Origin of the sequence: Calidifontibacter indicus (genome assembly GCF_003386865.1) — a bacterium.
GTDB lineage: Bacteria > Actinomycetota > Actinomycetes > Actinomycetales > Dermatophilaceae > Yimella > Yimella indica.
This window is the reverse complement of the sequence record NZ_QTUA01000001.1, coordinates 860,774-887,756: the sequence shown is the minus strand read 5'-3', so window position 1 is coordinate 887,756 and position 26,983 is coordinate 860,774. Positions and strand designations below refer to the sequence as shown.

Here is a 26,983-nt window from a genome sequence, read left to right as displayed (position 1 = left end):
CAACGGTGATCCACCTCTGGCCGCAGGCTCAGCGCCGCGGGCGGGTCATCTGCTTCGCGATGCACCCGGGCACCCCGACCAGCCCGTCGTGTGAGGCCGCCCGGTAGTCGCTCGGGGTCTGCCCCACCAGCTCGGTGAACTTCGCGCTGAACGACCCGAGCGAGGTACACCCCACCGCCATGCAGACGTCGGTGACGCTCAACTCACCGATGCGCAGCAGCGCCTGGGCGCGCTCGACCCTCCGGGTCATGAGGTAGGAGTAGGGCGTTTCGCCGTACGCCTTCTTGAACGAGCGCTGGAAGTGGCCGACCGACATCAGCGAATCGGCCGCGAGCGCGGGCACGTCGAGGGGCTGGGCGTAGTCGCGATCCATCCGATCGCGCGCCCGCCGCAGCCGGACGATGTCCTCGCGCTCCACCCGTCCAGTGTGCCGGTTTGGGCCGAACGGCGTCCGTCGGGTATGTTTTTCGGCGGTGGCGTGTCCGAGCGGCCTAAGGAGAACGCCTCGAAAGCGTTTGTGGGTTAACCCCCACCGAGGGTTCAAATCCCTCCGCCACCGCCAGTAGTAAGAGCCGGTCAGTCCCCCGCGGACTGGCCGGCTCTTCGCGTGTCGGCGTCCGCCGCGGGAATGTAGCGGCCGCGCGTCGATAGGGTCGCCAGGGTGACCCTGACCCCCGACCGGCGGATCGGCCTCCTGCTGCTCGGCGTGGCCGGCGGCACGAATATCCCCACACCGTTGCTCCTGATCTATCGCGATCGGCTCGACATGTCGTCGACCGCGTTGACCGCGCTGTTCGGTGTGTACGCCCTCGGGTTGGCACCCGCGCTTGCGCTCGCCGGGCCGTCCGCCGACCGCTGGGGCCGCAAGACCGTCGCGATCCCGGCCGCGATCGTGTCGGTGCTGGCGTCGCTGCTGTACGTCGCCGCCCAGGACAGCGAGCTGATGCTCTTCGTCGTGCGGTTCGTCCAGGGCGCGGGAGCCGGCGCGACCTTCAGCGTCGGCAGCGCGTGGTTGGTCGAGACCGCGACCGGAGCCGGCCGCGCGTCGGGCCCGCGGGTCGCCGCCGTGACGATGACCGGCGGTTTCGCGATCGGCCCGGCGGTGGCGGGGCTGATCGGCGAGTGGGGGCCGTGGCCGTTGCGGCTGCCCTACCTGTTGCACGCCGGCGCGCTGGTCCTCGCGATCCTCGTCGCGTGGCCGGTGGCCGAGAGCCTGCGGCCCGACCACGGCGCACCTACCGCGAAGCCCAAGCAGAACGCGTTCAAGCCCGGACGTTTCCGCACCGCTGCCCTCGTGATCGCGCCACTCGCGGTGTGCGTCTACGGATTCCCCGCCAGCGCGGTCGGAGGGATCCCGGTGCTGCTCGGCTTCCCGGTCGCTCCGGTCGCACTCACCGGCCTGCTCGCCGGTGCGGCCCTCGGCAGCGGCGCGCTCGCCGCCCCGTTGCAGGCCCGGCTCGGCACCCGCACGGCACCCGTCGCGGCCGGTTGCGGCGTGGTCGGGTTCGGGCTGACCGCGATCGCGGCCGCCGTGCCCGCGGTGCTGCTGTTGGCGGTGCCCGGCGCGATGCTCCTCGGCGCCGGTGGCGGCCTGGCCCTCGCCGCCGGCTTGGCCCGCCTGCCCGGGGTTGCCTCCGAGGGGCGGCTCGGCACCGTCGCGGCCGCGTTCTACACGGTGGCGTACGTCGGGTTCGGGCTGCCGCTGGTGCTCGCCTCGCTCGCGACGTCGATGCCGGTGGCGATTCCGTTGGCGGTGCTGGCGGCCCTGTGTGCGCTGCTGACCGTGCAGCAGTATCGGGCGCGGCTGTGACCCGCTAGCTGTCTCAGCCGCGCTCCAGTGAAAGATCGGTGTTGCTCTGGCAGCACCGATCTTTCCCTGGAGCCGTCGAACCGCGGCCGCGTCGCTCAGGACAGGTGGACGGTTTCGGGGATGGCGTAGACGGGGGTGTCGAGCCCCTCCATCCGCGCTTTGAGCTGTATCGACAGGTAGCGCGAGTAGTGCCGCGACTGGTGCAGGTTGCCGCCGTGGAACCACAGGTTGTCCTGCTTGGTGGGCTTCCACATGTTGCGCAGTTCGCCTCGCCACGGCCCGGGGTCCTTGGTGCTGTCGGAGCCGAGGCCCCAACACTTGCCCACCTTGTCGGCGACCTCCTGGCTGATGAGCTTGGCGGCCCAACCGTTCATCGAGCCGTAGCCGGTGGCGAGCACGATGAGGTCGGCGTCCAGGTGGCGTCCGTCGTCGAGCACCACCCCGGTCTCGTCGATGTGGTCGATGACCGCCGGCGCGACGAGCTTGATCTCGCCCTTGGCGACGAGGTCGGAGGCGCCGATGTCGATGTAGTAGCCGGAGCCGCGGCGCAGGTACTTCAGGAACAGACCCGAGTCGTCGTCGCCGAAGTCGAGCATGAACCCGGCCTTCTCGAGCCTGTCGTAGAACTCCTTGTCGTTCTCTCGGATCACGTCGAAGGCCTGCTTCTGCACGCCCGGCAGCACCTTGTACGGGATCGACGCGAAGATCAGGTCGGCCTTGTCGTGGTCGATGCCGTTGGCCAGCGCCTCCTCGGAGTACAGCGGGCCGAGCACCTCGGTCATCAGCGACTGCGAGCGCACGATGTGGGTGGTCGACCGCTGCAGCATGGTCACGTCGGCGCCGGCCCGCCACAGGTCGGCGCAGATGTCGTGGGCGGAGTTGTTCGACCCGACTACGACCGCCTTCTTGCCGGCGTACGCGTCACCGCCCGGGTGCTGGGACGAGTGCTGGATCTCGCCCTTGAAGGTCTCCATGCCGGGGATGCTCGGCATGTTCGGCACACCCGACATGCCGGTCGCGAGCACCAACTGTGTCGGCTTGAGCGTCACCGGTTGCCCGTCGCGCATGACGTTGACGGTCCACTGCTGGGCGTCCTCGTCGTAGTCGGCCGACACGCACTCGGTGTTGCTCCAGTAGTCGAGCTCCATGATCTTGGTGTAGCTCTCCAGCCAGTCGCCGATCTTGTCCTTCGGCGTGAACACCGGCCAGTTCGCCGGGAACGGCAGATACGGCAGGTGGTCGTACCAGACCGGGTCGTGCAGGCACAGCGAGTGGTAGCGGCCACGCCACTGGTCACCCGGACGAGGGTGCTTGTCGATGATGAGCGTCGGCACCCCGAGCTGCTTCAACCGGGCGCCGAGCCCGATGCCTCCCTGCCCGCCGCCGACGACGACCACGTACGGCTGGTCCTCGTACCCGAGCCGGGCCTGACGCTCCTTCTGCCGGTCGAGCCAGTTCTTGTCCTGGTGCGGGTTGCCGTGCTCCGCGCCGAGCGGGCGTCGGGTGCCCTTGTTCTCGGGGAAGTCGGCGAGTTCCTGCGCCGTGGTGAGCAAGGTCCACGCCTTGCCCTCGCGCAGCCGCACCAGCCCCTTGCCGGTGAAGGCGTCGTTGTCGAACTCGAACCACGCCTCGATCACGCCGTCGGCGTCGGCGGCCTCGGTGGCTCGAATGTTCCTGGGGCGCAGGCCCTTCGGGGTTCCTTCGAGCATGTCTTGGATCTGCTCGGCACCCTCTGCGGTGTGCAGGTTCCAGGTGAGGGAGACCAGGTCGCGCCAGTAGCACTCCTGGTCGAAGAGGTCGGTCACAGCTGCGGTGTCGTCGCCCCCGAGGGCTTGCTCGAACGCACTCAGCCACTGCTGGGCGGTGTTCATCTCATCGGTCACCACGGGCTCCTTCGTCAGTGATGTGGGTCACATCGACGACGCTAGGAGCGGTGCGGCCGGGCCGGAAGCGTTGCAGAAGGTTGCAGCCTGTTGCAGTCGGTCAGGCGATCTCGCAGGGCACGGTGAACCGGTAGGGGCGGCTCTCCAGCAGGCCGCCGACCAGACGGCGCAGGCGCGACACCTCTGCCCGCACCGACACCGCACTGCCCACGCCGAGCACCTGCTGCAGGGCCGCGCAGTCGAGACCGGCGGGCGCCCCCGCGAGCGCCTCCACCAGCGCCGCCTGCTTCGGGGTGAGCCCGAACCGGGCGGCGCCACACTCGCCCACCTCCAGCGTCGGCCGGGGTGTGCGCACCAACCGCAGCCGCGGACCGGTGGCGTCGACCCGGCGCAGCGCCCAGCCGCGTCCGGCGGGTACGCAGGTGAAGCTGCCGAGCGAAGGCAGCCAGATCGTGCCCTCTGCGAATCCCCTTGGTGCCCAGACGCGTTCGGGTGCGTGAATGCCTCGGGCGGCAGCGACCCAGCCGTACTCGTCGACGACCAGCGGAGCCGCGCTGTCGCACTCGGCGAGGTCGCGCAGCGAGCGGCGGTGGCCCATCGTGAGCTCCGACTCCACGGCCCGGACGGCGCTCGTCACCAACGAGAGCGTGTGCGGGTGGGCGGTGGCGAGCGGGCCGGAGAGTGTGATCGCCCCGATGACCACCGCCGACGCAGGGTCGCGGATGGGCGCGCCCGTGCACACCCACCGGTGCTGGTCGGGGTTGGAGTGCTCGGCCCCGAACAGTTGGATCGCGCGTCCGTCGGCGAGCGCCGTGCCCAGGGCGTTGACGCCGACGAGGTCCTCGGTCCAGCGGGCACCCTCGACGAAGCCCAGCCGCTCCGACTCCGTGCGCACCGGACGCGGGCCGTCCATCCACAGCACCACGCCGTCGGAGTCGCAGACGACCATCTCGTTGCTCGACTCGACCGCCGTATCGAGCAGGAGTTGCCGCAACGGTTCGACGGCGGCGGCCAGCACCACCGAGGCGTCGCGGCGTTCGCGCACCTGGTCGACGGCGAGCGGGTCGATCGTGCGCGCGGCCCGGTGTTCGGGCTCGTGACGGGCCCAGGCCCGTGCCACCTCCGGACGCAGGGCGTCGGGAATCCGCCGGCTGAGCTGCCACTGCTCGTGCAGCCGCGCCAGGTCGGCCGCCTTGTGGCGCAGGTCGTCGAGGGCGCGCACGGCCGGCGTGACTGGCAGGGTCGGACTGCTCATCGGGCTCCCGGGGTCGGAGGGCGGTTCGACCAGTCTGACCTACTGCGGTGTGATCTGCACCACTTCGGGCCCCGAGCCACCCGCGGGCCTGCGGCGGCGGGCCCGGAAGAAGTGGGTGAGCAACTGCGCACACTCCGCTTCACGCACCCCACCGGTCACGGTCAGTCTGTGGGGGCTGCGGTTGGTGGCGACGACGTCCCAGGCGCTGCCGCACGCACCGGCCTTCGCATCCCAGGCCCCGAAGATCAGCCGCGGGATGCGTGACTGCATCACCGCGCCGGTGCACATCAGGCAGGGTTCGAGGGTGACGACGAGCGTGCAGTCGTCGAGCCGGTAGTTGCCGTGGGTCTTGGCCGCGGCGCGGATCGCGACGATCTCGGCGTGCGAGAGCGGGTCCTTGACCGCGACCCGTTCGTTGCGTCCCGAGCCGATCACCACGCCGTCCGCATCGAGCACCACGGCGCCCACCGGCACGTCGTCGGTCGCGAGCGCCGCCCGCGCCTCGTCGAGCGCGAGCTGCATCCAGTCGTCGGCGGGCGCGATCACCCGTAGAGTCTGCTCCATGCGTGTTCTGGTCGCCAATCACCCGCTCATCGCCCACAAGCTCACCTACCTGCGGGACAAGCGCACCGACTCCCCCACCTTCCGGCGCCTCGCCGAGGAGCTGATGACGCTGCTTGCCTACGAGGCGACGCGCGAGGTGCGGGTCGAGCCGTTCGACATCGAGACGCCTGTCGCCCCCACCCAGGGCATCAAGCTCAGCTCGCCGAAGCCGCTGATCGTGCCGATCCTGCGCGCCGGTCTCGGCATGCTCGAGGGCATGGTGCGTCTGCTGCCGAGCGCCGAGGTGGGCTTCCTCGGCATGCAGCGCAACGAGGAGACCCTCGAGGCGATCACCTACGCCAACCGCCTGCCCGACGACCTGTCCGGACGTCAGGTCTACGTGCTCGACCCGATGCTGGCCACCGGCGGTTCGCTGGCGATGGCTATCCACTACCTCGCCGAGCGCGGCGCCGACGACATCACCGCGGTCACCCTGCTGTGCGCGCCCGAGGGCATCGAGTTCATGGAGAAGGACCTCGCCGCGCTCGACATCCCGATCACCCTGGTCACCGGCTCGATCGACGAGCGGCTCAACGAGCACGGTTACATCGTGCCTGGCCTCGGCGACGCCGGCGACCGCCTCTACGGAGTGGTCTGAGTTTCGGACGCCGTCGGCTGCGGGCTCAGGCCGGCGTCGGCACCGGCTTCGGCTCCGGTGCGTCGCCGGCGGGCCCCTCGGGCACCCGCCCCATCCGGCGGATCGACCTGACGCCGAGCGTCGAGAGGGCGATCGCCGCGTAGGCGACGCCGGAGGCGACCAGCAGCGGTTCGAGCGGGACGGCGGTGGCCAGCCAGCCATAGATCAGCATGCCGATCGGCATGGCCACGAACGACCCGACCATGTCGTAACTGCTCACCCGTGACAGCACACCCGGCGGGATGTGCTCGCCGAGCGCGACGTTCCAGCCGGTGCCGAAGGTCTCGCTGCCGGCGCCCGCCAGCAGCGAGACGAAGATCAGTGGGAGCGTCACCGGGTGCACGCCGAGCATCGCAATCGGCAATGACACCAAGGCAATTCCGGCCATGCCGGCAAACAACGGATGGCGCACGGGCACCCGCAGCAACACCACCGACATCACCAGCATGCCGACCGCCTGAGCACCCATCACCAGACCCCAACCGCGAATGCCGAGCGACTCGGTGTTCTTCGCGAGCACCGGGCCGACCACGCCGATGACGCCTGACTGGATCGCGTTGAGCACTCCGAAGGCCACCACGATCACCCACAGCCAGGTGCGCGAGCGGAACTCTCCCCAGCCTTCGCGCAGTTCGTGGACGATGCCCGTGTCGCCGCGCACGACCGGCGGCAACGCGACCGGCAGCAGGAGCACGCTCGCCACCAGGTAGGAGGCGGCGTCGACCGCGAGAGCCCATTGGGGTCCGGCGAAGGCGACCAAAATTGTGCCGAGCACCGGCCCCATGAACTGAGCACCGTTGCGCACGAACGACATCAGCGCGTTGGCCTGCTGCAGTTCCGAGCGCGGGACGAGCTGCGGAACGATCCCCTGCATCGCCGGCATCGCGAACGCGGTGGTGCCGCCGGCAAGGGTGGCGAGCAGCACCAACAGCGGCACCGTCGCCCGGTCGGTCGCGAGCAGGAACGCGGTCGTGGCGATGACAGCTGCTGACGACAGGTAGGTGCTCTGCAGCACGACCCGCCGGCTGAACCGGTCGGCGATCACGCCACCGAACAGCGCGCACAGCACGTTGGCGGTGATCTCGGCGGCGAGCACCTTCGAGAGGGCCTCGGCCGAGTTGTCGACGTGCAGCACCGCGAAGGCCATCGTGACCGGCGTCATCATGCCGCCCAGCCGGTTGACCGTCGTGCCGGCGAAGAACCAACGGAAGTCCTTGCGCCGCAACACTCCTGCAGAGTCAATCACGGACATCGTGGACCTCCATCGCGAACAACCAACTGACGAACGAAACGTGCTTGGTGCCCGCGGTGCGGGGCGGACGGGCACTGTCGTGCACCAACCGACTGGCCTTGCGGACGAGCTCCTTGGCCTCGGCCCAGACGTCCTCGTCGAGCCAGACCTCGGCGTCGGCGAGGTGGCCGTCACCGATCGAACTCTCGATGCGGCGACGCAGCTCGGCGTCGAGCGCGACACGGTGCTGCTGCAGGTCGCCGCGGCTGTCTTCGCGGCTGGGCGCACCCCGCTGCGCGCGGCGAGCCTCCTGGGCGGCGATGTCGGTGGCCGCGACGTAGCGGTACTTCTTGGCGACGCCCCCACGCACCTTCTCGGTGCCGCTCACCTGCAGCTGGCCGACGTCGGCGAGCAGGCGCAGGTGGTAGCTGGCGTTGGGCTGGGTGATGCCGAGTTCGCGCGCCACCTCGGCGGCGCTGAGCTCGACACCGGTGAGCAACGAGAGGATCCGCAGCCGCAACGGGTGGGCCATCGCCCGTCGTGCGCGCAGTTCCTGAGGGTCCGGCCGACCCGCGTCTCCCAAAGACATGTTTGATAGTGAACACCCGTCGATCGACAACCGTCAAGCGTTTCTTTGGGAGTTGTCTCCCTACTCGTCCACCACCCCTTCAGCGCGTCCGAAACACCCGCAAAACCCCGCAAACGCTGCGGTCCCCGTCAGAGTTTGCGGAGGGTGGGGCGGGTGAGTGGGGGCGGCGGGCGGTCAGTCGCGCGCGGCGGGGTCGCCCCACGGGTCGCCCCAGCGCAGGTCGCGCGCCTGCTTGTACGCCGCGCCGACCTTCTTGGTCACGACGCGCCGGCCGGTCTCGCCCGCGTTGTCGCAGACGGTGAGTTCGACGAAGCCCTTGCGCTTGCCGGGGTGCCGCAACACTCGTTCGGCCGCGGGGAGCGCGCCGTCACGCACCGCGAACACGAAGCTGAACTTCTCGTCCTCGTATGACAGATCGCCGCGTTTGATCTGGCGGTGCACTGACGACCGTTCGACGCGGGCCGCGAAGTGGCACCAATCGGGCTGTTGCACAGGGCAGTTGCCAGATTGCGGGCACGGCGCGGCGACCGTCCAACCGGCTTGGACGAGGGCCGCCCGGGCGGCGAGCACCCGCTGGTGGCCGTCGGGTGTGCCCGGCTCGATGATGAAGACCGCCCGGCGCGCCGCCGCGATCGCGCCGGCGACGAGCGAGTCCCGTTGCGCCTCGGACAGTTCCGACAGGACGAACGACGCCATCACCAGATCGGCGGCGGGCACGGGCGCGCCGACGGCCCAGCGGGCGAAGGATGCCTCGAACGGCGCCAACCGCTTGCCGCAGCGCAGGGCCGCGTCCACCTGGTCGAGCACCTGCACCGAGCCCGGCTCGAGGACCGACATCGCGGCCCAGGCCCCCGCACCCGTGCCGCCGCCGAGATCGACGACCGAGTCGATCCCACCCTCGTAGCACGGCGCCGCCAGCGACAACGCCCGCTCACAGGCGGCGTACGTCGCGGGCATCCGGTAGGCGGCGTACGCCGCGACGTCGGTGTCGCTCGCCAGGATCGGCGCGCTCGCCGCACCCCCACGGCGGTACCGCTGCGACAACCTCGCTGTGGCGGCGGCGAGTTCGGTGCGCGAGCGCCCGGCGAGCTCGTCCTCCAGCGCGGCGCGGAGGGTGGCGGCGAGTGGTTTCACGCGGCCGAGCGTACCGAGGGGCCAGGCGAGGACCCGCGCGCTTGCGCGCCGTCCGCCGTCCGGATCTCGCACCGCCAACCCGCCGCCGACCCGCCGCCAACACCCGGGACAAGCCGGCGACAACACGCCGAAACCGTCGCCACTCCAGCCACACGAGTCACAAGCTGGCAGAATGGACAGGCACTGTGTTCATCATGGGCGGCTCATCCGCTCGCTCATCGACCGGAGGCTCCCATGGCAACCGAGAAGATCAAGAGGATCACCATCTGGGTGATCTTCGCCTTCGTTCTCTACGCCATCTTCACCAACCCGAACAAGTCCGCCGACATCGTCCACAACATCTGGGACCTGCTCGCCACCGGCGTCCGCAGCATCGGCGACTTCTTCAAGGCGATCCTCGGCAGCTAGCACCATGCAACTGGTCGACCCGCGCGGCGCGGAGACCATGCGCCGATTTCTCGTCCATGGCGAGAAGATGGTGGTCGTCCACCGCCCCCACTGGGCCAGCCTCACCGGCACCCTCTTCGCGCTCATCGCGGGCTTCGTGGTGACCGTGTTCGTGGGCTTCACCGCCCCCGCCAAGCTCGCGCCGATGGCTGACGCCATGTGGTACGTGCTGCTCGCGATGGTGATCTACACCCTGGCCACGGTGTGGCTGTGGACCCGCGACTGGTTCGTCGCGACCGATCAGCGGTTGGTCTGGCGTCGCGGCATCCTCAACCAGAAGACCGCGATGATGCCGCTTTCGAAGGTCACCGACATGTCGTTCAACCAGCCGGCGATCGGGCGCATCCTGGGCTACGGCGAGTTCGTGATGGAGTCGGCCGGCCAGGAACAAGCGCTGCGTGTCATCCCGTTCATCCCGCACCCGGAGGCGTCCTACCGGGCGATCTGCGGTGAGTTGTTCGGACGCGGTGACGACGAACCGCTGCCCGCGATGGTGCCGACGACCGACGCCTACGACGACCGGCGCGACGACACCGACCCGTTCCTGCCCCGCGTCCAGGTGCCGGCCGGCAAGGCCGTGCACACCCCGCCGCCGGACACTGCGCCGCCGGTCTCCCGGCGTCCGGTGCCGCACGTGCCGGAGTCGGACGTCGCGACCCGGCTCGGCACGTACGTCGACCGTTACCGCGACAAGGCACGCACCCCGCTGCGCGAACGACTGCTGCGTGGACCGCAGCCGGTCGAGGACACCCCCGATCACGAGGACGCCCACGAGATCGACGAACCGTTCATGGACGCCGGCTGGGATATCAGCCGGGAGGACGCCTCCCCCACCCACCGCGTCGACCGCCGGCGGAACTGAGCGCGCGACCGTGCGAAACTTGGTGGTCGAACCTCGTCACCGTCCGCAGGAGAACCACGCACATGGCCGTCCGTCCCATCACGATCGTCGGGCACAAGGCGCTGCACCAGCCGACCAAGAAGGTCAAGGAGGTCACCGACGAGATCCGCACGCTGGTGGCCGACATGTTCGACACGATGGAGGCCGCGAACGGCGTCGGGCTCGCCGCCAACCAGGTCGCCTCGCGCTACCGCATCTTCGTGTTCGACTGCCCGTCCGAGCGCGGTGAGGACGACAACTACGTCGGCGTCGTGATCAACCCGGTGCTCACCAAGGGCACCGTGCCGCCGGGCGAACCCGACGAGGACGACGGCCTCGAGGGCTGCCTGTCGGTGCCGGGCGAGCACTTCCCCACCCCGCGCGCCGACTGGGCCAAGGTCACCGGCACCGACCTCGACGGCAACCCGGTGGAGTACGAAGGCACCGGCCTGTTCGCGCGCTGCCTGCAGCACGAGACCGACCACCTCGACGGCAAGCTCTACCTCGAGCGACTCACCCCGAGCCAGCGCGACCTGTCGCGTCAGGCCCGCAAGGAGCGCGGCTGGGAGGCCGACGGCGTGCTCAAGTGGGACCCGGCGACGCAGAAGGCCGACGACGTCTGATCGATCGGCGACCCGCGGCTCCCGATTCCGTGGGGTCCGCGTCCGCTGGGAGTTGCTTTCCTGGGCGGTAGTTGATCGGCTGGCGGGGTGAGCACCGAGCAAGCGTCACCCGTCCGCCACACGCGCCGTCGTGTGCGGCCCGTCCTGCGCGCCGTCGCCGGCACCCTGCTGCTCGCCGCGTTCGGTTACCTCGGCGGGGTGGGCATGACGAGCCTGTTCCCCACGCCGGTGCAGACGAAGTTCTACTCGGCCGACGTACGGCTCAACCTGGTGCCCGATTCCACCGTCCGCTTCCCGACGGTGCTGGGCGACGTCGACATCGAGTTCACCGGACCGATGCCCGCGCCGGGCATCGTGGTGGAGCCGCAGCTGCGCAAGGACGTCACCGACGCGTTCGTCGGCGCGGCGCCGAGCCCCGACACCTTCCGTCCGTCGGCCGACGAACTCGAGGACGCCGCGCGAGCCGGCCTGACCGGGCTGGCGTGGCGGTTCCTCGTCGGGTTCGGCGTGGTGGCCGGCGCGCTGCTGGCCGCCCGAGCCGCGTGGAGGCACCCGATCGGCAGCCTCGGCTCGGCCGCCGGCGCCGTGACCATTGCGCTGCTGGTGCCGTCGCTGGCCGGCTTCGTCACCTACCGCGAGAACAACATCGGGCAGGTGCGCACCACGTCGCTGCTGACCCTGGCGCGCAACGACACCTCGCTGCTCAGCGATCTCGAGCGGCGCACCTCGCAGTCGTCGCGCTACATCACCAGCGTGCTGGCACTCTCCGATGCGTTGCAGTCGAAGTACTCCCCGCAGGCGGGTAGCGCGCCCACCGCGCTGCGGGTGCTGTTCGTCAGCGACATCCACGGCTCGAACCAGTACGCGCTGCTGCGCGACATCGTCACCACCGAGAAGGTCGACGCGGTGGTCGACTCCGGCGACCTGATCAACTTCGGCAGCGTGCAGGAGGCGGAGACCTCCCGCATCTTCGACTCGATCGCGTCGCTCGGCGTGCCCTACCTGTTCGTGCGCGGCAACCACGATGCGACGTCGGCCACCGACACCGCACTCCTCGATCGACTCAGCCGAATTCCCAATGTCACACTGCTGCAACGAAACCCAGAGCTCTACCAGAAGGTGTCGATGGCCGGAGTGAGCTTCGGCGGCTTCAACGACCAGCGCTTCTACGGCGACGACGATCCGCGCGACCCGAAGATCCAGGTGGGCGCCCGCACGAGCTTCATCGACACCTGGAAGGCCCGCGACGAGGCCCTGCCCGACGTCGTGATCAGCCACGAACCGGCCGCCACCGACGAGGGCTTCCCCGACCGGTCGCTGCTGATCTCCGGCCACACCCACAAGCCGGCCCGCGACAACAACCACATGACGGTCGGCACCTTCACCGGCGGCGGACTCTTCGGCGCCACCCTCGCCGGCACCGCCGAGAAGGGCACGGAGGTCTTCACCCAGGCCTACTCGTTCGACATCGCGGAGTTCGACACCTCGTGTTCGCTGGCCACGATGCGCCGCTACACCTTCACCGGCATCCTGCAGGGTCGCCCCGAACTCGAGTCGACCAGCGTGCTCGCCGGACGCCAGTTCGTGCCGGCCGCCAAGGACCGCACCTGCGGCGGCAGCAAGGATCCGCTCATCTCCGCGGTGCGCGCCGGGCCGTAATTCTCGGGCGACGACGCCGCACCCTCGGACGTGACGGACGCCTCGTGCTCGCCGATTTCTCATCGGCGGCGGTGAGCAGGTAGAGTGTCACGTCGTTGCCGCTTGTGGCAGCAAGCACCCGTAGCTCAACGGATAGAGCATCTGACTACGGATCAGAAGGTTTGGGGTTCGAATCCCTACGGGTGCGCGTACTGAGTTGAGACAGTGCAAGAAAGCCCGACCAGCGGATGCGCCGGTCGGGCTTTCTCATGCCCGCGTCCGGCGCGGCACCCCGACCAAGGCGACGGGCAACACCAGACCGAGCACGAGCAGACCGGTCGACCCGGTGAGTGCCAGATGGACGCGTCCGGCGAGCCCGGCTACCGCGTCGCCACCCGCCGATGCCGCCTCGCGACGAGCACCGCGAGGCCGAGCGCCGAGCCGACCTGGTGAAAGGTGTTCACCAGACCCGATGCGGCGTCGGCGTCGGTGGCGTCGACGCCGGGGGGCGGCCCCGGGTGTCGAGGTGAGCCCGACCCGGGAACCGGACGAGGGTCAGCCGGCGACGGGCGCGTCGGTCTTGGCGACCTCGAGTTCCTCTGCGGCGTAACGAGATCGCAGCTGCTTCTTGTCGAACTTGCCGACGCTGGTCTTCGGCACCTCGTCGATGATCGCCCAGCGCTCGGGCACCTGCCAGCGGGCGACACGGTCGGCGATGAAGTCGCGCAACTCCTCCATCGACACCTGCTGCCCCGGCTTGATCACGACGGCGGCGAGCGGCCGCTCGCCCCACTTGTCGTCGGGCACCCCGATGACGGACGCCTCGGCGACGGCCGGGTGGCCCATCAGGTGGTTCTCCAGGTCGACCGAGCTGATCCACTCGCCACCCGACTTGATGACGTCCTTCGCTCGGTCGCTGAGCAGGATGTAACCGTCGCGCGTCATCGAACCCACGTCACCGGTGCGCAACCAGCCGTCGTCGAACTTGCTTGCCATGTCGGCGAGTTCGCCTTCGGACTCGGTGCCGTTGCTGAAGTACGAACCGGTGACCCAGGGCCCGCGCACCTCGATCTCGCCGACCGCTTCGCCGTCCCACGGCTGCAGCTCGCCGTCGGGGCCGACGACGCGCGCCTGCACGCCGCCGACGACGCGCCCCTGCGACGCGCGGTACTTCCAGTACTCGTCGGTGCCTTCCTCACGGCCGGGCGGCGGCAGCGCCACGCTGGCCAGCGGGGAGGTCTCGGTCATGCCCCAGCCCTGGAGCACCGTGATGCCCTTGGTCTGGTACGCCTTGATGAGGTCGGGCGGGCAGGCAGATCCACCGGAGAGCAGCTGCCTGAGGCTCGAAATGTCGCGACCGGTGGCCTCCTGGTATTGCAACAGGCCGTTCCAGATCGTCGGCACACCGGCGCCGAAGGTGGGTCGCACCTGTTCGATCATGTCGGTGAGAGGCTCGGGCTGCAGGAACCGGTCGGGCATCAGCAGGCTCACGCCCGACAGCATCGCGGCGTAGGGGTAGCCCCACGCGTTCGCGTGGAACAACGGCACGACCACCAGCGACGTGTCCTGCGGACCGAGCGAGACCGTCATCGAACTACCCATCGCGTGCAGCACGTTCGAGCGGTGCGAATAGGCGACGCCCTTGGGGTTGCCGGTCGTGCCCGAGGTGTAACACATCGACGACGCGTCGTCCTCGTCGATGTCCTTCGGCCACTCGAACTCGTCCGATTGGTCGGCCAGCAGTTCGGTCCAGTCGTGCACCTTCTCCACGCCGTCGGGCGCGGCGAGCGCCTCCCGGACGGCGTCGTCGATCGGGCCGTTGACGATGACGTGCCGGATCTTCGGCAGGTGTGCCAGCAACTTGCTGAACGGCTCGGCCAGCGTGTTGTCGACGATCACCACCTCGCTGCCGCCGTGGTTGCCGACGTAGATCAGTTGCTCGGGGAAGAGTCGGATGTTGAGGGCGTGCAGCACCGCGCCCATCGACGGCACGGCGAGATAGGCGGCGAAGTGCTCGGCGTTGTTCCACATGAACGTGGCGACGCGCTGGTCGCCGTCAATACCCAAGCCGCGCAAGGCGTTCGCGAGTCGGCGACCTTCGGCGCCGAGCTCACCGTAGGTGGTCTCGCGACCACCATTGGGGGTCCAGGTGATGCATTTGCTGTCGGCATGGACGGTGGTGCCGTAGTCGAACAGGTCGGAGATCAACAGGGGCGTGCTCTGCATGGTGCTCTTCATGTGCAGAGCCTGCCACCCGAGAATCGAAAATGTGTGTCTCAGCTCACATTTCCCGAGTATTGGTCACCCTCAGTGCAGTTGCGTCAGCATTCCGACGTCGTCGCCGGGCAGGTCGGGCTCGGCGACCGCCGTCACCTCCATGGCCCCGAGGTCGACCAGACCGGCCGCAACGGTCATGAACGCGGTGTCGGACGCGTCGCGCCCGGTGGCGATCCGCACCATCGCGGTGCGTGGGGCGAGGCCGGTGGCGTCGACCACCTGCCACTTGCCGTCGATGAGCGCCTCGGCGACCGCGTGGAAGTCCATCGGCTCCAGGCCCGGCGCGTAGACGCTGACCAACCGGGCCGGCACGTTGACCGCCCGCAGCATGGCAATGACGAGATGGGCGAAGTCGCGGCACACACCCTGCCGGGCGAGGTAGGTGTCGACGGCGCCGTCGGTCGGCCGACTGGACCCGCTGACGTACAGCAGGCTCTGGTTGACCCACGACGACACGGAGTCGAGCAGTTCCTTGCCGGTCAGACCCGCGAACGATGCGCCGGCGACCGGCGCCAGGGTGTCGGAGTCGACGTACCGGCTCGGCCGCAGGAAGACGACCTCGTCGAGGTCGGTGACATCCGCTTCGGGCGCCGATCCGTCGACGGTGCAGGAGTATTCGAGCACCAACTGGCCGGGCGGCACGTCGTGGCAGCGGTGCAGCCGGGTGAGGCCGTCGACGATCTCGGTCATCTCGACCTCGGCGCCGTCGACGGTGACCCTGAGTGATTCCTCGGCCCGGGGTACGTCAAGGGCGACGGCGACCGACCAGGTCAGGTCGGCCGCCTCGCGGACGGTGGCTTCGACATGTGCTGTGACTGTTCGGCGCATGGCCCAATCCTGCCGTCCCGAGAGGCCGCGCGAACTGTCGAACGCGTCACAGATCTAGGCGTCACAGAACGACGGGCTCGCCGCGTGGCGTCGATGGGCAGAGCTACCCAGCGACGGGTGGTTCGACCACGATCCGCAGGATCTCCTCGTTGAACCATGTAGCCCTCACGCTCGTACAGCCGGCGCGCATCGGCGTTATGCCCGAAGACGTTGAGCCACAGCATTTTCCGTCCGCGTTCACGCATCTGCGCTGCGCCTGCGCGCAGCATCTGGGTGCCGTAACCCTTGCGCTGGTGCGCCTGGTCGACCTCGACCTCGAAGATGAAGCCGTGGTCGAGACGCTCCTCGATCCACAACAGCCCGACCTCCTGGGTGGGCTCGGCCGGGTCGAAGGCCGACCACAGGAGGTGACCCGGCGACTGCAACCCCTGCGGCAGCAACTGCTTGTGCTGCTCGAGCGAGGCGAGCCGGCCATCCTCGATGGTCGGGTAGTCGCCGGCCTCGAAGATCGAGTGGGCGTAGCTCTCGACGCCCTCGTCGACGAACCGCTCGAAGCGTTCATCGAGCATCGGGCGCAACTCGATGTCGGCGTCAGGCACATCGGCCACCGCGAGACCCATCTTGGTGGCGACCAGGTCGACGCCGCCGTCCCTGATGGCGGCCCCGACCGGATCACCGGGGTAGGCGCTGACGGTGAGCGACGTCCACCCGTGCGACGGCGCGGCCGCACGCAGCCGGTCGAGCACCTCCGGCAGCCGATCGACCGGCACGTCGAGGTCGACCACGACGCCGGTGATGCCGCGGTCGCGCAGCCGCACCGACCCGACGGTGGTGCCGTCGTCGACGAACCGCCCGGCGAAGTGCCCCTCGGCGAGCCCGTCACCCTCGACCGCGCCGGCCAGGAATCCGTCGGCGGCGGCGTCGCCCGGCACGTTGCCTTCCCGCAGACGGGTCAGCCGCTCCCGGGTGTGCTCCTCCCACTGCGCCAGTTCGGCACCGGTGGGGTGCTCCATCACGAGGTCCATGAGCCGAGCCTGGCAGACCAGGACTCGCGAGTGTTTGCAGCCGCGTGCACCTCCATCGCGCGTCCTGCAAACTTTCGGGTGGAACAGCGTGCCGCCGTGTGGTGTTGACAGCGGGAGAAACCGATCCCGACCTGGAGGCGCAGATGACCACGCAGCAGACCCGCACCGAACACGACTCGATGGGCGATGTCGAGGTGCCGATCGAGGCGAAGTGGCGCGCGCAGACCCAACGGGCGGTGCAGAACTTCCCGATCTCGGGGCGCCCGATCGAGCCGTCGCTGATCCACGCGCTCGCTGCGATCAAGGGCGCCTCGGCCCGCGCCCGCGCGGCGTCCGGTGCGTTGGAAACCGATGTGGCAGAAGCGATCTCAGCCGCTGCCGCAGAGGTGGCCGACGGTAAGTGGGACGCCGAGTTCCCGGTTGACGTCTTCCAGACGGGCTCGGGCACGTCCAGCAACATGAACGCCAACGAGGTGATCGCCACCCTCGCTGCCGAGCGACTTGGCCGCGACGTGCACCCCAACGACGCAGTCAACGACCCGTTCTCCTCCAACGACCAGTTCCCCTCGGCCATGCACATCGCCGCCACGGGCGCCGTGCAGAACGACCTGGTCCCCGCGCTCGAACAGTTGGCAAAGTCGTTGCGCGACAAAGAGACCGAGTTCGCCGACCTGGTGAAGTCGGGACGCACCCACCTGATGGATGCGACTCCCGTGACCCTCGGCCAGGAGTTCGGCGGCTACGCCGCACAGGTCGAATACCTGATCGGACGCCTGCGCGACGTACTCCCCCACGTCGGCGGCCTGCCGCTCGGCGGATCGGCCGTCGGCACCGGCATCAACGTGCCGCCGGGACTCGCGGCCACCGTGATCGCCGACCTGGCCCGCACCCTGGAGCTGCCGCTCTCCGAAGCCGACAACCACTTCGCCGCGCAGTCGTCGCGCGACAGCCTGGTCGAGCTGTCGGGCTTGCTGCGCACGGTGGCGGTGGCCTTCACCAAGATCGCGAACGACATCCGCTGGATGGGTTCGGGCCCCACCGCCGGCCTCGCCGAGATCCACCTGCCCGACCTGCAGCCCGGCAGCTCGATCATGCCCGGCAAGGTCAACCCGGTGCTCGCCGAGGCGATGCTGCAGGTGAGCGCGCAGGTGATCGGCAACGACGCCGTCGTCGCGTTCGGCGCGAGCGCCGGCACCTTCGAACTCAACGTGATGCTGCCGGTGATCGCCCGCAACGTGCTGGAGTCGGCGAGCCTGTTGGCGAATGTGGCGCGGGTGTTCGCCGAGCGCACCGTCGACGGCATCGAGGCCGACGCCGACCGGATGCGCCGCTACGCAGAGTCGTCGCCGTCGATCGTCACCGCGCTCAACCATCAACTCGGCTACGACGAGGCCGCGAGCATCGCCAAGCAGGCACTCAAGGAGGGCCGCACCATCCGCGAGGTGGTCATCGACCGCGGCCACGTGGCCGATGGAAAGCTCACCGAGCAACAGCTCGACGAGGCGCTCGACGTGCTGGCGATGGCTTACCCGCACGGACGCGGCTGACGAGACCGCCTGCACGCGGCCGGGTACCCGTCCGCCCACCGCGCGCACACCTCGGCACACACCTCGGCACACACCTTGGCGCCGCCGGAGGCTGGGAGCGATCCCGCCCGGCGGCGCTAGGGTTTCGACCATGCCCGTCTGGCGCGGACGCCCGCTCAACGTCCCGAGACCCCAGCAACGCAGCCTGCCGACCTATGCGGCGCCGGCTGCGTCGTTCGAGCATGCCCGCGACGACGAGGAGCGCCCGGCGGAGGCCACCGTCGTCGAGCGGGCGATCTACTGCAAGGGCAAGAAGCTGGAGAACCCGGCGTCGATCTCCGAGACGGTCCACCGGCTCTCCGACGGCCTCGCCCCCGCCGATCGGCCGATGGCCTGGATCGGGCTGGCCCACCCCAATGCACGCCAGGTGCAGCAGGTGGCCCGCATCTTCGACCTGCACCCGTTGGCCGTCGAGGACGCGATCGTCGCCCACCAGCGACCCAAGCTCGAGCGTTACGACGACACCCTCTTCGTGGTGCTGCGCTCGGCCAGCTACGACGACGCCACCGAGACCGTCGACTTCGGTGAGATCCACCTGTTCATCGGCCCCGACTTCGTGATCACCGTGCGGCACAGCGCCGATCCCGAGCTGGCGCCCGTGCGGCGCCGGCTCGAGGCCGACCCCGAGCTACTCGCCCTCGGCCCCGAAGCCGTGCTCTACGGCGTGCTCGACCATGTGGTCGACGGTTACGCACCGGTGCTGCAGGGTCTCGAGAACGACATCGACGAGATCGAGGCGCAGGTCTTCGAGTCCGACCCGAGCGTGTCGCGCCGCATCTACGAACTCAGCCAGGAGGTCATGGAGTTGCAGCGTGCGGTGAAACCGTTGCAACGCATCCTCGACGCGCTCGACCATGGCGGCGAGAAGTACGGCACCGACCCCGAACTCCAGCGCTCACTGCGCGACGTCGCCGACCACGCCACCAGCGTCGCCGAGCGGGTCGACGGCTTCCGGCAGTCGCTCGCCGACATCCTCACCCTCAACGCCACCCTCGTCGCACAGACCCAGAACGAGGAGATGAAGCGGCTTGCCGAGGTGGCGAACAACCAGGCGGACGAGGTGAAGAAGGCCTCGTCGTGGGCGGCCATCCTGTTCACCCCAACTGTCGTCGCTGGCATCTACGGCATGAATTTCGAGAAGATGCCCGAACTCTCCTGGTGGTTCGGCTACCCGTTCGCGTTGTTCTTGATGTTCGCGGTCAGCACCACGATGTGGCTCGTCTTCCGGCGCAAGGGCTGGCTCTGACCCACCTCACTGCTGTTCGGTCACCGAAACTGGTTCCGACGCACGTAGTCCTCACTGATCGCGGATGCCGTAGAGAGCAGTCTGGGCAGGTGGTGTTCGAGCAACCTGTCCACCGAGGTCTGGCCGGCATGAGCGTTGACGTTCAGAGCCGCAACGACACGCCCCGTCGCATCGCGCAGAGGCGCGGCCACGGAACGGATGCCCACTGCGAGGTCTTGATCGGTCATGCACCACCCCTTGGCGCGAGTATCCGCAAGTTCCCGGTCCAGTTCGGCCCGGTCGACCTCGCGCCGTGCGACTACCCCCGATCGGCTCGGCTGGGCGAGCACCGCGTCCGACATGGTCATCGTGTCGTGGGCGTCGCCGAGCGCCTGAATCACCTCCACGCCTCTGGCCAACAATCGGCCGAGCTGTCCCACCATGATCACTGCTCCTCAGCAACAAAATTGTGACGAACGCCATACTGAGCAAGTAGCCAACTCGGGGATATCCAGATAACGAATCCTGTCCGAAACGCGCACGGGTGTGCTTCCGCTGGTCGATCGTCGTCGTCCTGCCGATCGGCCCTCCGCAGCACCCTGCGAGCTACGCCTACGCGGAACATCGACCCGGCAGGAGCCCGACTTCCGCAGTGCGGCGGGCGCTCCCTCCGATGAAGTGAGACCGGCTTGACATGGTTAGGTAGTCCTTAGTTAGGTTTACCTGTCCTAGTCGCCGGTGCTGAGCCGCCGGGGACAGCAACCGTAAGGAACCCGTGTGACGACCCTGCTCGACCGCATCGAACAGCGCGCCGTGTCTGCGTACACCGCCGTCACGATGGCGCAGATGCCCACCCGCACCGACCTTCTGCAGTGGCCGATGACCGTCCGGGCGATCACCCACCCTGCCGACCAGGTGCGCCGTTTCACCTTCGCGGCCGATGAGTTTCGTGGCTACGCCGGCAACGGCCCCGACGAGTACTTCGGGTTGCTCATCCCCACCGACGGTCGGCTGACGATGCCCGACCCGAACGAGGCCAACGTACGGCGCGCGGTGCACGCGATGAACCCGGTCGACCGCCCCGAACTTCGGTGGTACACCTTGCGGGCGGTGCGCCCCGACCTCGGCGAGGCCGACGTTGACATCGTGTTGCACGGCGACGCCGGTCCCGGCACTGCCTGGGCGTCGCGAGCGCGCGTCGGTGACCGCCTGGGCTTCCGCCAGGGCACCGCGCTCTACCTGCCCCAGCACGACGGCCACGAACTGCTGGTCGCCGACGAAACCGGGGCCCCGGCGCTGGCCGCGATCATCGACCAGCACCCGGACAAGCCGCGCACGATCATCGTCGAGGTGCCGGACACCGATCACCTGTCGCCGCTGCCGGTCGACGCCGACGCGCACATCGTCATTCGCGGCGATCGCGCGCCCGGCGAAGCCGTGCTGGAGGTGCTGCCCGGTCTGCAGTGGCCCGCCCTCGGCTACGCGTGGATATGCGGCGAGCGTGCCCTCGCGACCGGCGTCCGGCGCCATCTGGTCAGCGAGCGCGGTGTGCACCGCAGGAAGGTCATGTTCTCCTCCTTCTGGCAGCTCGGCCAAGCCCGCGTCTGAACCACAACCCGCCCGAAATCTCTTATCCGACAAGGAAATTCCTCGCATGCAGAAGATCGCATTTCCCATCGCGCTGCTGGCAACGGGCTTGCTCGCAGCCTGCTCGACCGGGCCGACCGGTGGCGCCGACAGCCAAACCGCGGGCACCCAGGCGGCCGGCGCCACAACGACCACCGACAGCGGCGCCTTCCCGGTGACTGTAAAGACAGCCCTCGGTTCCGCCACCATCACCAAGGCGCCGCAGCGAGTGGTGACCCTCGGCTGGAGCGACCAGGACGTCGCGGTCTCGCTCGGCGTCGCGCCGGTCGGTGCGCCGGAAGTCACCTGGGGTGGCAACGCCGGCAAGTCGACCGATTGGTACGACGCCGCGCTGGCGAAGATCGGCGGAAAGCAGCCCACCCGCTACAGCGACGCCGACGGCACGCCGTTCGACAAGGTCGCCGCGCTCAAACCCGACCTGATCCTCGCGACCAACTCCGGCATCACCAAGGACGATTACGCGAAGCTGTCGAAGATCGCACCTGTCGTCGCCTACCCCGACCAGCCCTGGGGCACCTCGTGGCAGCAGTCGCTGGACCTCGTCGGCAAGGCGCTCGGCAAGTCCACCGAGGCCGCGAAGCTGAAGACCGACACCGAGAACTCCATCAAGACCGCCGTTGCGAAGTACCCCGCGCTCAAGGGCAAGTCGGCGGCGTGGGCCTGGTTCACCCCGACCGACCTGTCGAAGGCGAGCTTCTACACCTCGATCGACAACCGTCCGCGCATGCTTGAGGCGTTCGGCATGACGACGCCGAGCTTCGTCACCAAACTGTCCGCCGGCAAGCCCAACCTGTTCAGCGTCGATGTCTCGGCCGAGAATGCCTCGACCGCCGACGCCGACGTGCTGGTCTTCTACGTCGACAACGCGGCGCAGACCAAGCAGATCACCGGCAACGCGCTGCTGTCGAAAATCCCTGCGCTGCAACGTGGTTCGTACGTCGCCAGCTCCGACAACGTCGCGGCCATGCCGATGTCCAGCCCCACCCCGCTGAGCATCCCGACCGCACTCGAGAAGTTCCTGCCGCAGCTTGCTGCGGCCGCCGCCAAGGCGCAGTGAGCACTCTCGTCTCCACCCGACCCGCGTCCGGCCGACCCACCAACGGACGCGGGTCGCGCCGGCGCGCCGGCGTCGCCTTCGCGATCGCGGCGGCGACCTTGGGCGTCGCCTGCGTGCTCTCCCTCGCCATCGGCTCCAGCAGCAGCCTCGGCATGCTCGACGCTTTGCACGCGTTCTTCACCGGCACTGGTGACGCGGCTGCCGTCGTCGATGCACGCGGCACCCGTACCCTCGTCGCCGTCGTCGTCGGGGCGTCGGTCGCCGTGTCGGGTGCCGCGCTGCAGGGACTCACCCGCAACCCGCTGGCCGACCCGGGCCTGCTCGGCGTCAACGCCGGCGCCTCACTGGCCGTCGTCATCGGCCTGACCACCGGCTTCGCCGGCAACCAACTGTCGTTCGTGCTCCTTGCCCTGCTCGGCGGCTCACTCGCGGCGTTCGTCGTCTATGCGATCGCCTCCGCGGCCCACGGCGGCGCAGGCCCGATCACGCTGGCACTGACCGGCGCGGCGGTCACCGCCGGCTGCTCGAGCATCACCGCCGCACTGCTCATGCGCGACCAGGGGGCGCTCGAGGTCTACCGTTTCTGGCAGGTGGGCTCCGTCGGCGGACGCGAGTCGGCGAACCTGCTCCTCACCCTCCCCTTCCTCGCCGTCGGCGCACTGATCGTGGTCGCCTCGGCGCGCACTCTCAACGCGCTCGCGCTCGGCGACGACCTGGCCCGTGCCCTCGGCCGGCGGGTCGCGCTGGTGCGCATCACCGTCGCCGCCGGAGCCCTGCTGCTCGCCTGCACGGCCACCTCGATCGCCGGCCCGATCGCCTTCGTCGGGCTCGTCGTGCCCCACGTCGTGCGCGGCTTCGCTGGGCCCGACCACGCCCGCTTGCTGCCGCTGTGCGCCTTGGGCGGCGCCGTGATGCTGACCCTCGCCGACGTCATCGGACGCGTCGTGGCCCGCCCAGGCGAGCTTCCGGCCGGCATCCTCCCCGCACTGGTGGGGGTGCCCGCGCTGATCGTGTTGCTGCGCCGCAAGGTGGTCACCCTCTGACTGCCGCAACCTGCGCCACCCCCGCCCTGAAGGCGGTGGCCGCGGCGCGCACCCGCGTCCGCCGCAGGTTGTCGGTCGCGCTCGCAACCGCGGCCTTCGCGCTGCTCGGACTGCTCGCCGCGCGCGTGCTGCTCGGCGACTACACCGTGACGATCCCCGACTTCTTCCGCATCGTGACCGGCACCGACATCCCGGTGGCCGGCTTCATGGTGATGGAGTCCAAACTCCCGGCCGCGCTCGCAGGAGCTCTTGCAGGGGTCGCCTTCGGCGCGGCCGGGTCGATCTTCCAGACGATGTTGCGCAACCCGCTGGCCAGCCCCGATGTGCTCGGCGTCTCGCTGGGAGCAAGCGCAGGGGCGCTGGGTTCGTCGGTGCTGCTGGGCTGGTCGGGCACACCGATGTCGCTCGCCGCGCTCGTCGGCAGCCTCGTCGTCGCGCTGCTGATCCACCTCGTCGGCGGCCGCGGCGCGACCGCCTCGCACCGGATGATCCTCATCGGGCTCGGCATCAGCGCGGCGCTGCAGTCGCTGATCCAGTGGTTGCTCATGCGCTCCAACATCCATCAGGCACAGGACGCGATGGTGTGGCTGACTGGGTCGCTCAACTCCCCCGCGTGGAGCGGAATCGCCCGGCTGACAATCGTATTGGCCGTCGGACTGCCGGTGGCCGCGGTACTCGCCCGGCCGCTGCGACTGATCGAACTCGGCGCCGAAGCGGCCACTGCACTCGGCGCTGCGGCTGGCCGCACCCGACTCGCGCTCATGGCCGTCGCGGTCGTCATCACCGCCACCGCGGCCTCCGTCACCGGCCCCATCGCGTTCGTCAGCCTGCTCGCGGGGCCCACCGCGCGCCGCCTCAACGGCGGCCGCCCCTCGATCCCGTTGTCGGCACTGATCGGAGCCTGCATCGTCGTTGCCGCCGACTACCTCACCACGTACGTCGTGCCCGGCGGCTTCCCGGTCGGTGTGCTCACCGGCATTGCCGGCGCGCCTTTCCTGCTGTTCCTGTTGACATCGCCCCACCTCGCGAGGAAGTAACAACGCATGACCCTCGAAGCACGTGGCCTCACCCTCACCTACGACAAGCACACCGTCGTCGACGGTCTCGACCTCGCGCTGCCCGCGGGCAAGATCACCGCGATCGTCGGCGCGAACGGCTGCGGCAAGTCGACGCTGCTGCGCGGGCTGTCGCGGGTGTTGCGTCCGCACACGGGTGCGGTGCTGCTCGACGGCGCCGACCTGAGGTCGATGCGTCCCAAGCAGGTCGCGCTGCGCGTCGCGCTGCTCCCACAGCAACCTGTCGCGCCGAGCGGCATGACCGTCGTCGAACTCGTCGGGCTGGGCCGGCATCCGCACCAGAGCGCGTTTCGTCCCCGTACCCGTGACGACGATCGCATCGTCGCCGAGGCACTCGAAGCCACCGCAACCCTCGACCTCGCCGACCGCCTCGTCGAGGAACTCTCCGGTGGCCAACGACAGCGGGTGTGGATCGCGATGGTGCTCGCCCAACAGACCGATGTGCTGCTGCTCGACGAACCCACCAGCTTCCTCGACCTCGCCCACGCCGTCGACGTGCTCGACCTGGTCACCGACCTCAACCGCGAGCGCGGGACGACGGTGGCGATGGTGCTGCACGATCTCAATCTGGCTGCCCGGTACGCCGACGAACTCGTCGCGGTCAAGGAGGGAACGGTCGTCGCTCAGGGCAGCCCGACGGAGGTGATCACCGCCGAGCGAGTGCGCGGGATCTTCGGTCTGACCGCGAGTGTCGTGCCCGACCCGGTGACCGGGACGCCGCTGGTGGTGCCGATCGGCCGGCACCACAGCGTCCCCGCTGCCTGAACAGAACCAGGCCCCACCCGTGTCGGGCTGGGGCCTGGTTCTGTTCCGGGTTTCGATGCGTCGCTCGCAACCTCACGACGGCTCATCCACCGGTCGGTTACTGCTGGATGTCGGCCTCCGACACCGCGTCTTCCGGCTTCTCGTCGTCCTTGGCCCAGTCGAGGGTGCGCTGGACGGCCTTGTTCCACTTGGCGTACAGACGCTTGCGGTCGGCCTCGTCCATCTGCGGCTCCCAGCGCTTGTCCTCGGCCCACTGCTTGCGCAGTTCGTCCTCGTCCTTCCAGAACCCGACCGCGAGACCGGCGGCGTAGGCGGCGCCCAGCGCGGTGGTCTCGTTGATCACCGGACGGATCACCGGCACGCCGAGGATGTCGGCCTGGAACTGCATGAGGGTCTCGTTGACCACCATGCCGCCGTCGACCTTGAGCTCGGTGAGGTCGACACCGGAGTCGGCGTTCATCGCGTCCATCACCTCGCGGCTCTGGAACGCGACGGCCTCGAGCGCGGCACGGGCGATGTGGCCCTTGTTCGCGTATCGGGTGAGGCCGACGATCGCGCCGCGGGCGTCGGAGCGCCAGTGCGGCGCGAACAGACCCGAGAACGCCGGGACGATGTAGACATCGCCGTTGTCCTCGACACCCTTGGCGAGGTCCTCGACCTCTGGCGCCGAGCTGATCAGGTTGAGGTTGTCGCGCAGCCACTGCACCAGCGAGCCGGTGACGGCCACCGAACCCTCGAGTGCGTAGACCGGCTTGTTGTCCCCGATCTTGTAGCAGACGGTGGTGAGCAGACCGTTCTTGCTCATCACCTTCTCCTCGCCGGTGTTCAGCAACATGAAATTGCCGGTGCCGTAGGTGTTCTTGGCGGTGCCCTTCTCGTAGCAGACCTGACCGAAGGTGGCCGCCTGCTGGTCGCCGAGGATGCCGGCGATCGGGACGCCCGGGAAGGAGCCCTTCTCACGGCCCGTGCCGTAGACCTCCGAGGAGGACTTGATCTCCGGCAGCATCGACATCGGGATGCCCATGTCCTTGACGATCGACTCGTCCCACTGCAGGGTGTCCAGGTCCATCAACATGGTGCGCGAGGCGTTGGTGACGTCGGTGACGTGGACACCGCCGTCCGAGCCGCCGGTCATGTTCCACAGCACCCAGGTGTCCATGTTGCCGAACAGCAGGTCGCCCTTGTCGGCCTTCTCGCGAGCGCCCTCGACGTTGTCGAGGATCCACTTGACCTTGGGGCCGGAGAAGTAGGTGGCCAGCGGCAGGCCGACCTTGTCCTTGTACTTGTCGGCACCCTCGGAGCCGCCGAGTTCCTCGACGATCTTGTCGGTGCGGGTGTCCTGCCAGACGATCGCGTTGTAGACGGCCTCGCCGGTGTTCTTGTCCCAGACGACCGCGGTCTCACGCTGGTTGGTGATGCCGACGGCGGCCACGTCGCCGCGGGCGATGTCGGCCTTGGCCATGGCCTCCGCCGAGACCTTGCGGGTGTTCTCCCACACTTCTGCCGGGTTGTGCTCGACCCAGCCGGCCTTGGGGAAGATCTGCTCGTGCTCCATCTGTGCGACCGAGACGACCTTGCCGTCGTGGTCGAAGATCATGCATCGGGTGCTGGTCGTGCCTTGGTCGATCGAAGCGATGTGCTTGCTCACTGCTGCGGCTCCTTTAGCCTTGTGCTGCGGGGAAGCATCCGGGCGGCCGGACGCGGGAAGTGACAGCGGTGGCGAC

25 protein-coding genes and 2 tRNA genes are annotated in these 26,983 nt (G+C 69.2%); 15 read left to right on the top strand and 12 right to left on the bottom strand.

What is annotated here, in order from left to right; all coding sequences use genetic code 11:
- Positions 1-28: 28 nt before the first annotated feature.
- A complete protein-coding gene (locus DFJ65_RS04200) occupies positions 29-418 on the bottom strand; it encodes a helix-turn-helix transcriptional regulator (protein WP_115921948.1) in 390 nt (129 codons plus the stop codon).
- Positions 419-472: 54 nt separating this feature from the next.
- Between DFJ65_RS04200 and DFJ65_RS04195 the strand changes: the two genes are divergently transcribed.
- Both DFJ65_RS04195 and DFJ65_RS04190 read left to right on the top strand, forming a co-directional pair.
- Positions 473-562, top strand: a tRNA-Ser gene (locus DFJ65_RS04195).
- A 99-nt stretch (positions 563-661) separates the two neighbouring features.
- The gene (locus tag DFJ65_RS04190; protein WP_115921947.1) at positions 662-1,810 is read left to right on the top strand and encodes an MFS transporter; all 1,149 of its coding nucleotides are present in this window, start codon (positions 662-664) and stop codon (positions 1,808-1,810) included.
- A 95-nt stretch (positions 1,811-1,905) separates the two neighbouring features.
- On the opposite strand, the gene DFJ65_RS04185 is transcribed toward DFJ65_RS04190, so the two are convergent.
- The 3 genes from DFJ65_RS04185 to tadA all read right to left on the bottom strand — a co-directional run bounded on the left by DFJ65_RS04185 (position 1,906) and on the right by tadA (position 5,512).
- Positions 1,906-3,681 (bottom strand): flavin-containing monooxygenase, encoded by a 1,776-nt coding sequence (locus tag DFJ65_RS04185; protein WP_115924090.1) that lies wholly within the window; start codon positions 3,679-3,681, stop codon positions 1,906-1,908.
- A gap of 112 nt (positions 3,682-3,793) precedes the next feature.
- On the bottom strand, positions 3,794-4,948 hold the full coding sequence (locus tag DFJ65_RS04180; protein WP_115921946.1) for a GAF domain-containing protein: 1,155 nt from the start codon (positions 4,946-4,948) through the stop codon (positions 3,794-3,796).
- Positions 4,949-4,987: 39 nt separating this feature from the next.
- Positions 4,988-5,512: a tRNA adenosine(34) deaminase TadA gene (gene tadA / locus DFJ65_RS04175; RefSeq protein ID WP_245949989.1), complete on the bottom strand. Its 525-nt coding sequence runs from the start codon at positions 5,510-5,512 to the stop codon at positions 4,988-4,990.
- On the opposite strand from tadA, the gene upp reads away from it, so the two are divergent.
- Positions 5,511-6,149 carry a uracil phosphoribosyltransferase gene (gene upp / locus DFJ65_RS04170; RefSeq protein ID WP_115921945.1) on the top strand — a complete coding sequence of 213 codons (639 nt, stop codon included), beginning with the start codon at positions 5,511-5,513 and terminating at the stop codon, positions 6,147-6,149. The genes tadA and upp overlap by 2 nt on opposite strands.
- Before the next feature lie 25 nt (positions 6,150-6,174).
- On the opposite strand, the gene DFJ65_RS04165 is transcribed toward upp, so the two are convergent.
- From DFJ65_RS04165 to DFJ65_RS04155, 3 genes are all read right to left on the bottom strand, one after another.
- Positions 6,175-7,440, bottom strand: a complete 1,266-nt coding sequence (locus DFJ65_RS04165; RefSeq protein WP_115921944.1) for an MFS transporter — start codon at positions 7,438-7,440, stop codon at positions 6,175-6,177.
- A complete protein-coding gene (locus tag DFJ65_RS04160; protein WP_115921943.1) occupies positions 7,427-8,008 on the bottom strand; it encodes a helix-turn-helix domain-containing protein in 582 nt (193 codons plus the stop codon). The genes DFJ65_RS04165 and DFJ65_RS04160 overlap by 14 nt, the downstream gene beginning before the upstream one ends.
- Positions 8,009-8,182: 174 nt before the next feature.
- Positions 8,183-9,142 carry a small ribosomal subunit Rsm22 family protein gene (locus tag DFJ65_RS04155; protein ID WP_115921942.1) on the bottom strand — a complete coding sequence of 320 codons (960 nt, stop codon included), beginning with the start codon at positions 9,140-9,142 and terminating at the stop codon, positions 8,183-8,185.
- A gap of 234 nt (positions 9,143-9,376) precedes the next feature.
- Between DFJ65_RS04155 and DFJ65_RS17350 the strand changes: the two genes are divergently transcribed.
- From DFJ65_RS17350 to DFJ65_RS04135, 5 genes are all read left to right on the top strand, one after another.
- Positions 9,377-9,550, top strand: a complete 174-nt coding sequence (locus DFJ65_RS17350; protein ID WP_170143986.1) for a hypothetical protein — start codon at positions 9,377-9,379, stop codon at positions 9,548-9,550.
- Between the two features lie 4 nt (positions 9,551-9,554).
- A complete protein-coding gene (locus DFJ65_RS04150) occupies positions 9,555-10,451 on the top strand; it encodes a PH domain-containing protein (RefSeq protein WP_115921941.1) in 897 nt (298 codons plus the stop codon).
- A 62-nt stretch (positions 10,452-10,513) separates the two neighbouring features.
- The gene (gene def, locus DFJ65_RS04145; RefSeq protein ID WP_115921940.1) at positions 10,514-11,092 is read left to right on the top strand and encodes a peptide deformylase; all 579 of its coding nucleotides are present in this window, start codon (positions 10,514-10,516) and stop codon (positions 11,090-11,092) included.
- Positions 11,093-11,179: 87 nt separating this feature from the next.
- Positions 11,180-12,751: a metallophosphoesterase family protein gene (locus DFJ65_RS04140; RefSeq protein WP_115921939.1), complete on the top strand. Its 1,572-nt coding sequence runs from the start codon at positions 11,180-11,182 to the stop codon at positions 12,749-12,751.
- A 114-nt stretch (positions 12,752-12,865) separates the two neighbouring features.
- A tRNA-Arg gene (locus DFJ65_RS04135) sits at positions 12,866-12,938 on the top strand.
- A 347-nt stretch (positions 12,939-13,285) separates the two neighbouring features.
- On the opposite strand, the gene DFJ65_RS04130 is transcribed toward DFJ65_RS04135, so the two are convergent.
- From DFJ65_RS04130 to DFJ65_RS04120, 3 genes are all read right to left on the bottom strand, one after another.
- Entirely contained in the window at positions 13,286-14,968 is a 1,683-nt protein-coding gene (locus DFJ65_RS04130) for a fatty acid--CoA ligase (protein ID WP_115921938.1), read from the bottom strand.
- Between the two features lie 69 nt (positions 14,969-15,037).
- The gene (locus DFJ65_RS04125; protein ID WP_115921937.1) at positions 15,038-15,835 is read right to left on the bottom strand and encodes a transglutaminase-like domain-containing protein; all 798 of its coding nucleotides are present in this window, start codon (positions 15,833-15,835) and stop codon (positions 15,038-15,040) included.
- A complete protein-coding gene (locus tag DFJ65_RS04120) occupies positions 15,778-16,860 on the bottom strand; it encodes a GNAT family N-acetyltransferase (RefSeq protein WP_115921936.1) in 1,083 nt (360 codons plus the stop codon). Before DFJ65_RS04120 ends, DFJ65_RS04125 begins: the two co-directional genes overlap by 58 nt.
- Positions 16,861-17,003: 143 nt before the next feature.
- Between DFJ65_RS04120 and DFJ65_RS04115 the strand changes: the two genes are divergently transcribed.
- Both DFJ65_RS04115 and corA read left to right on the top strand, forming a co-directional pair.
- Positions 17,004-18,407, top strand: a complete 1,404-nt coding sequence (locus DFJ65_RS04115) for a class II fumarate hydratase (RefSeq protein ID WP_115921935.1) — start codon at positions 17,004-17,006, stop codon at positions 18,405-18,407.
- Between the two features lie 130 nt (positions 18,408-18,537).
- Entirely contained in the window at positions 18,538-19,692 is a 1,155-nt protein-coding gene (gene corA / locus DFJ65_RS04110) for a magnesium/cobalt transporter CorA (protein WP_115921934.1), read from the top strand.
- Between the two features lie 20 nt (positions 19,693-19,712).
- Here corA and DFJ65_RS04105 read toward each other — a convergent pair whose 3' ends face one another.
- Entirely contained in the window at positions 19,713-20,114 is a 402-nt protein-coding gene (locus tag DFJ65_RS04105) for an IclR family transcriptional regulator domain-containing protein (RefSeq protein WP_115924088.1), read from the bottom strand.
- Between the two features lie 334 nt (positions 20,115-20,448).
- Here DFJ65_RS04105 and DFJ65_RS04100 point away from each other — a divergent pair, with 334 nt between their 5' ends.
- Genes DFJ65_RS04100 through DFJ65_RS04080 form a run of 5 tightly spaced genes read left to right on the top strand, consistent with a single transcriptional unit; the run spans position 20,449 to position 25,259 of the window.
- A complete protein-coding gene (locus tag DFJ65_RS04100; RefSeq protein WP_115921933.1) occupies positions 20,449-21,279 on the top strand; it encodes a siderophore-interacting protein in 831 nt (276 codons plus the stop codon).
- A 46-nt stretch (positions 21,280-21,325) separates the two neighbouring features.
- Complete coding sequence (locus tag DFJ65_RS04095; RefSeq protein ID WP_115921932.1) at positions 21,326-22,375, top strand: iron-siderophore ABC transporter substrate-binding protein; 1,050 nt, start codon at positions 21,326-21,328, stop codon at positions 22,373-22,375.
- Positions 22,372-23,418: a FecCD family ABC transporter permease gene (locus tag DFJ65_RS04090; protein ID WP_245949987.1), complete on the top strand. Its 1,047-nt coding sequence runs from the start codon at positions 22,372-22,374 to the stop codon at positions 23,416-23,418. The genes DFJ65_RS04095 and DFJ65_RS04090 overlap by 4 nt, the downstream gene beginning before the upstream one ends.
- A gap of 35 nt (positions 23,419-23,453) precedes the next feature.
- A complete protein-coding gene (locus DFJ65_RS04085) occupies positions 23,454-24,455 on the top strand; it encodes a FecCD family ABC transporter permease (protein ID WP_245949985.1) in 1,002 nt (333 codons plus the stop codon).
- A 6-nt stretch (positions 24,456-24,461) separates the two neighbouring features.
- Positions 24,462-25,259 carry an ABC transporter ATP-binding protein gene (locus DFJ65_RS04080; protein ID WP_115921931.1) on the top strand — a complete coding sequence of 266 codons (798 nt, stop codon included), beginning with the start codon at positions 24,462-24,464 and terminating at the stop codon, positions 25,257-25,259.
- Between the two features lie 97 nt (positions 25,260-25,356).
- On the opposite strand, the gene glpK is transcribed toward DFJ65_RS04080, so the two are convergent.
- Entirely contained in the window at positions 25,357-26,907 is a 1,551-nt protein-coding gene (gene glpK / locus DFJ65_RS04075) for a glycerol kinase GlpK (RefSeq protein ID WP_115921930.1), read from the bottom strand.
- Positions 26,908-26,983 lie beyond the last annotated feature (76 nt).

What these genes read in the sequence shown, in the direction of transcription:
- DFJ65_RS04185 (WP_115924090.1), bottom strand. Translation starts at nt 3,681, where the DNA reads ATGAACACCGCCCAGCAGTGGCTGAGTGCGTTCGAGCAAGCCCTCGGG.
- DFJ65_RS04180 (WP_115921946.1), bottom strand. Translation starts at nt 4,948, where the DNA reads ATGAGCAGTCCGACCCTGCCAGTCACGCCGGCCGTGCGCGCCCTCGAC.
- upp (WP_115921945.1), top strand. Translation starts at nt 5,511, where the DNA reads ATGCGTGTTCTGGTCGCCAATCACCCGCTCATCGCCCACAAGCTCACC.
- tadA (WP_245949989.1), bottom strand. Translation starts at nt 5,512, where the DNA reads ATGGAGCAGACTCTACGGGTGATCGCGCCCGCCGACGACTGGATGCAG.
- DFJ65_RS04165 (WP_115921944.1), bottom strand. Translation starts at nt 7,440, where the DNA reads ATGTCCGTGATTGACTCTGCAGGAGTGTTGCGGCGCAAGGACTTCCGT.
- DFJ65_RS04160 (WP_115921943.1), bottom strand. Translation starts at nt 8,008, where the DNA reads ATGTCTTTGGGAGACGCGGGTCGGCCGGACCCTCAGGAACTGCGCGCA.
- DFJ65_RS17350 (WP_170143986.1), top strand. Translation starts at nt 9,377, where the DNA reads ATGGCAACCGAGAAGATCAAGAGGATCACCATCTGGGTGATCTTCGCC.
- DFJ65_RS04150 (WP_115921941.1), top strand. Translation starts at nt 9,555, where the DNA reads ATGCAACTGGTCGACCCGCGCGGCGCGGAGACCATGCGCCGATTTCTC.
- def (WP_115921940.1), top strand. Translation starts at nt 10,514, where the DNA reads ATGGCCGTCCGTCCCATCACGATCGTCGGGCACAAGGCGCTGCACCAG.
- DFJ65_RS04130 (WP_115921938.1), bottom strand. Translation starts at nt 14,968, where the DNA reads ATGAAGAGCACCATGCAGAGCACGCCCCTGTTGATCTCCGACCTGTTC.
- DFJ65_RS04125 (WP_115921937.1), bottom strand. Translation starts at nt 15,835, where the DNA reads ATGCGCCGAACAGTCACAGCACATGTCGAAGCCACCGTCCGCGAGGCG.
- DFJ65_RS04120 (WP_115921936.1), bottom strand. Translation starts at nt 16,860, where the DNA reads ATGGACCTCGTGATGGAGCACCCCACCGGTGCCGAACTGGCGCAGTGG.
- DFJ65_RS04115 (WP_115921935.1), top strand. Translation starts at nt 17,004, where the DNA reads ATGACCACGCAGCAGACCCGCACCGAACACGACTCGATGGGCGATGTC.
- corA (WP_115921934.1), top strand. Translation starts at nt 18,538, where the DNA reads ATGCCCGTCTGGCGCGGACGCCCGCTCAACGTCCCGAGACCCCAGCAA.
- DFJ65_RS04105 (WP_115924088.1), bottom strand. Translation starts at nt 20,114, where the DNA reads ATGGTGGGACAGCTCGGCCGATTGTTGGCCAGAGGCGTGGAGGTGATT.
- DFJ65_RS04095 (WP_115921932.1), top strand. Translation starts at nt 21,326, where the DNA reads ATGCAGAAGATCGCATTTCCCATCGCGCTGCTGGCAACGGGCTTGCTC.
- DFJ65_RS04080 (WP_115921931.1), top strand. Translation starts at nt 24,462, where the DNA reads ATGACCCTCGAAGCACGTGGCCTCACCCTCACCTACGACAAGCACACC.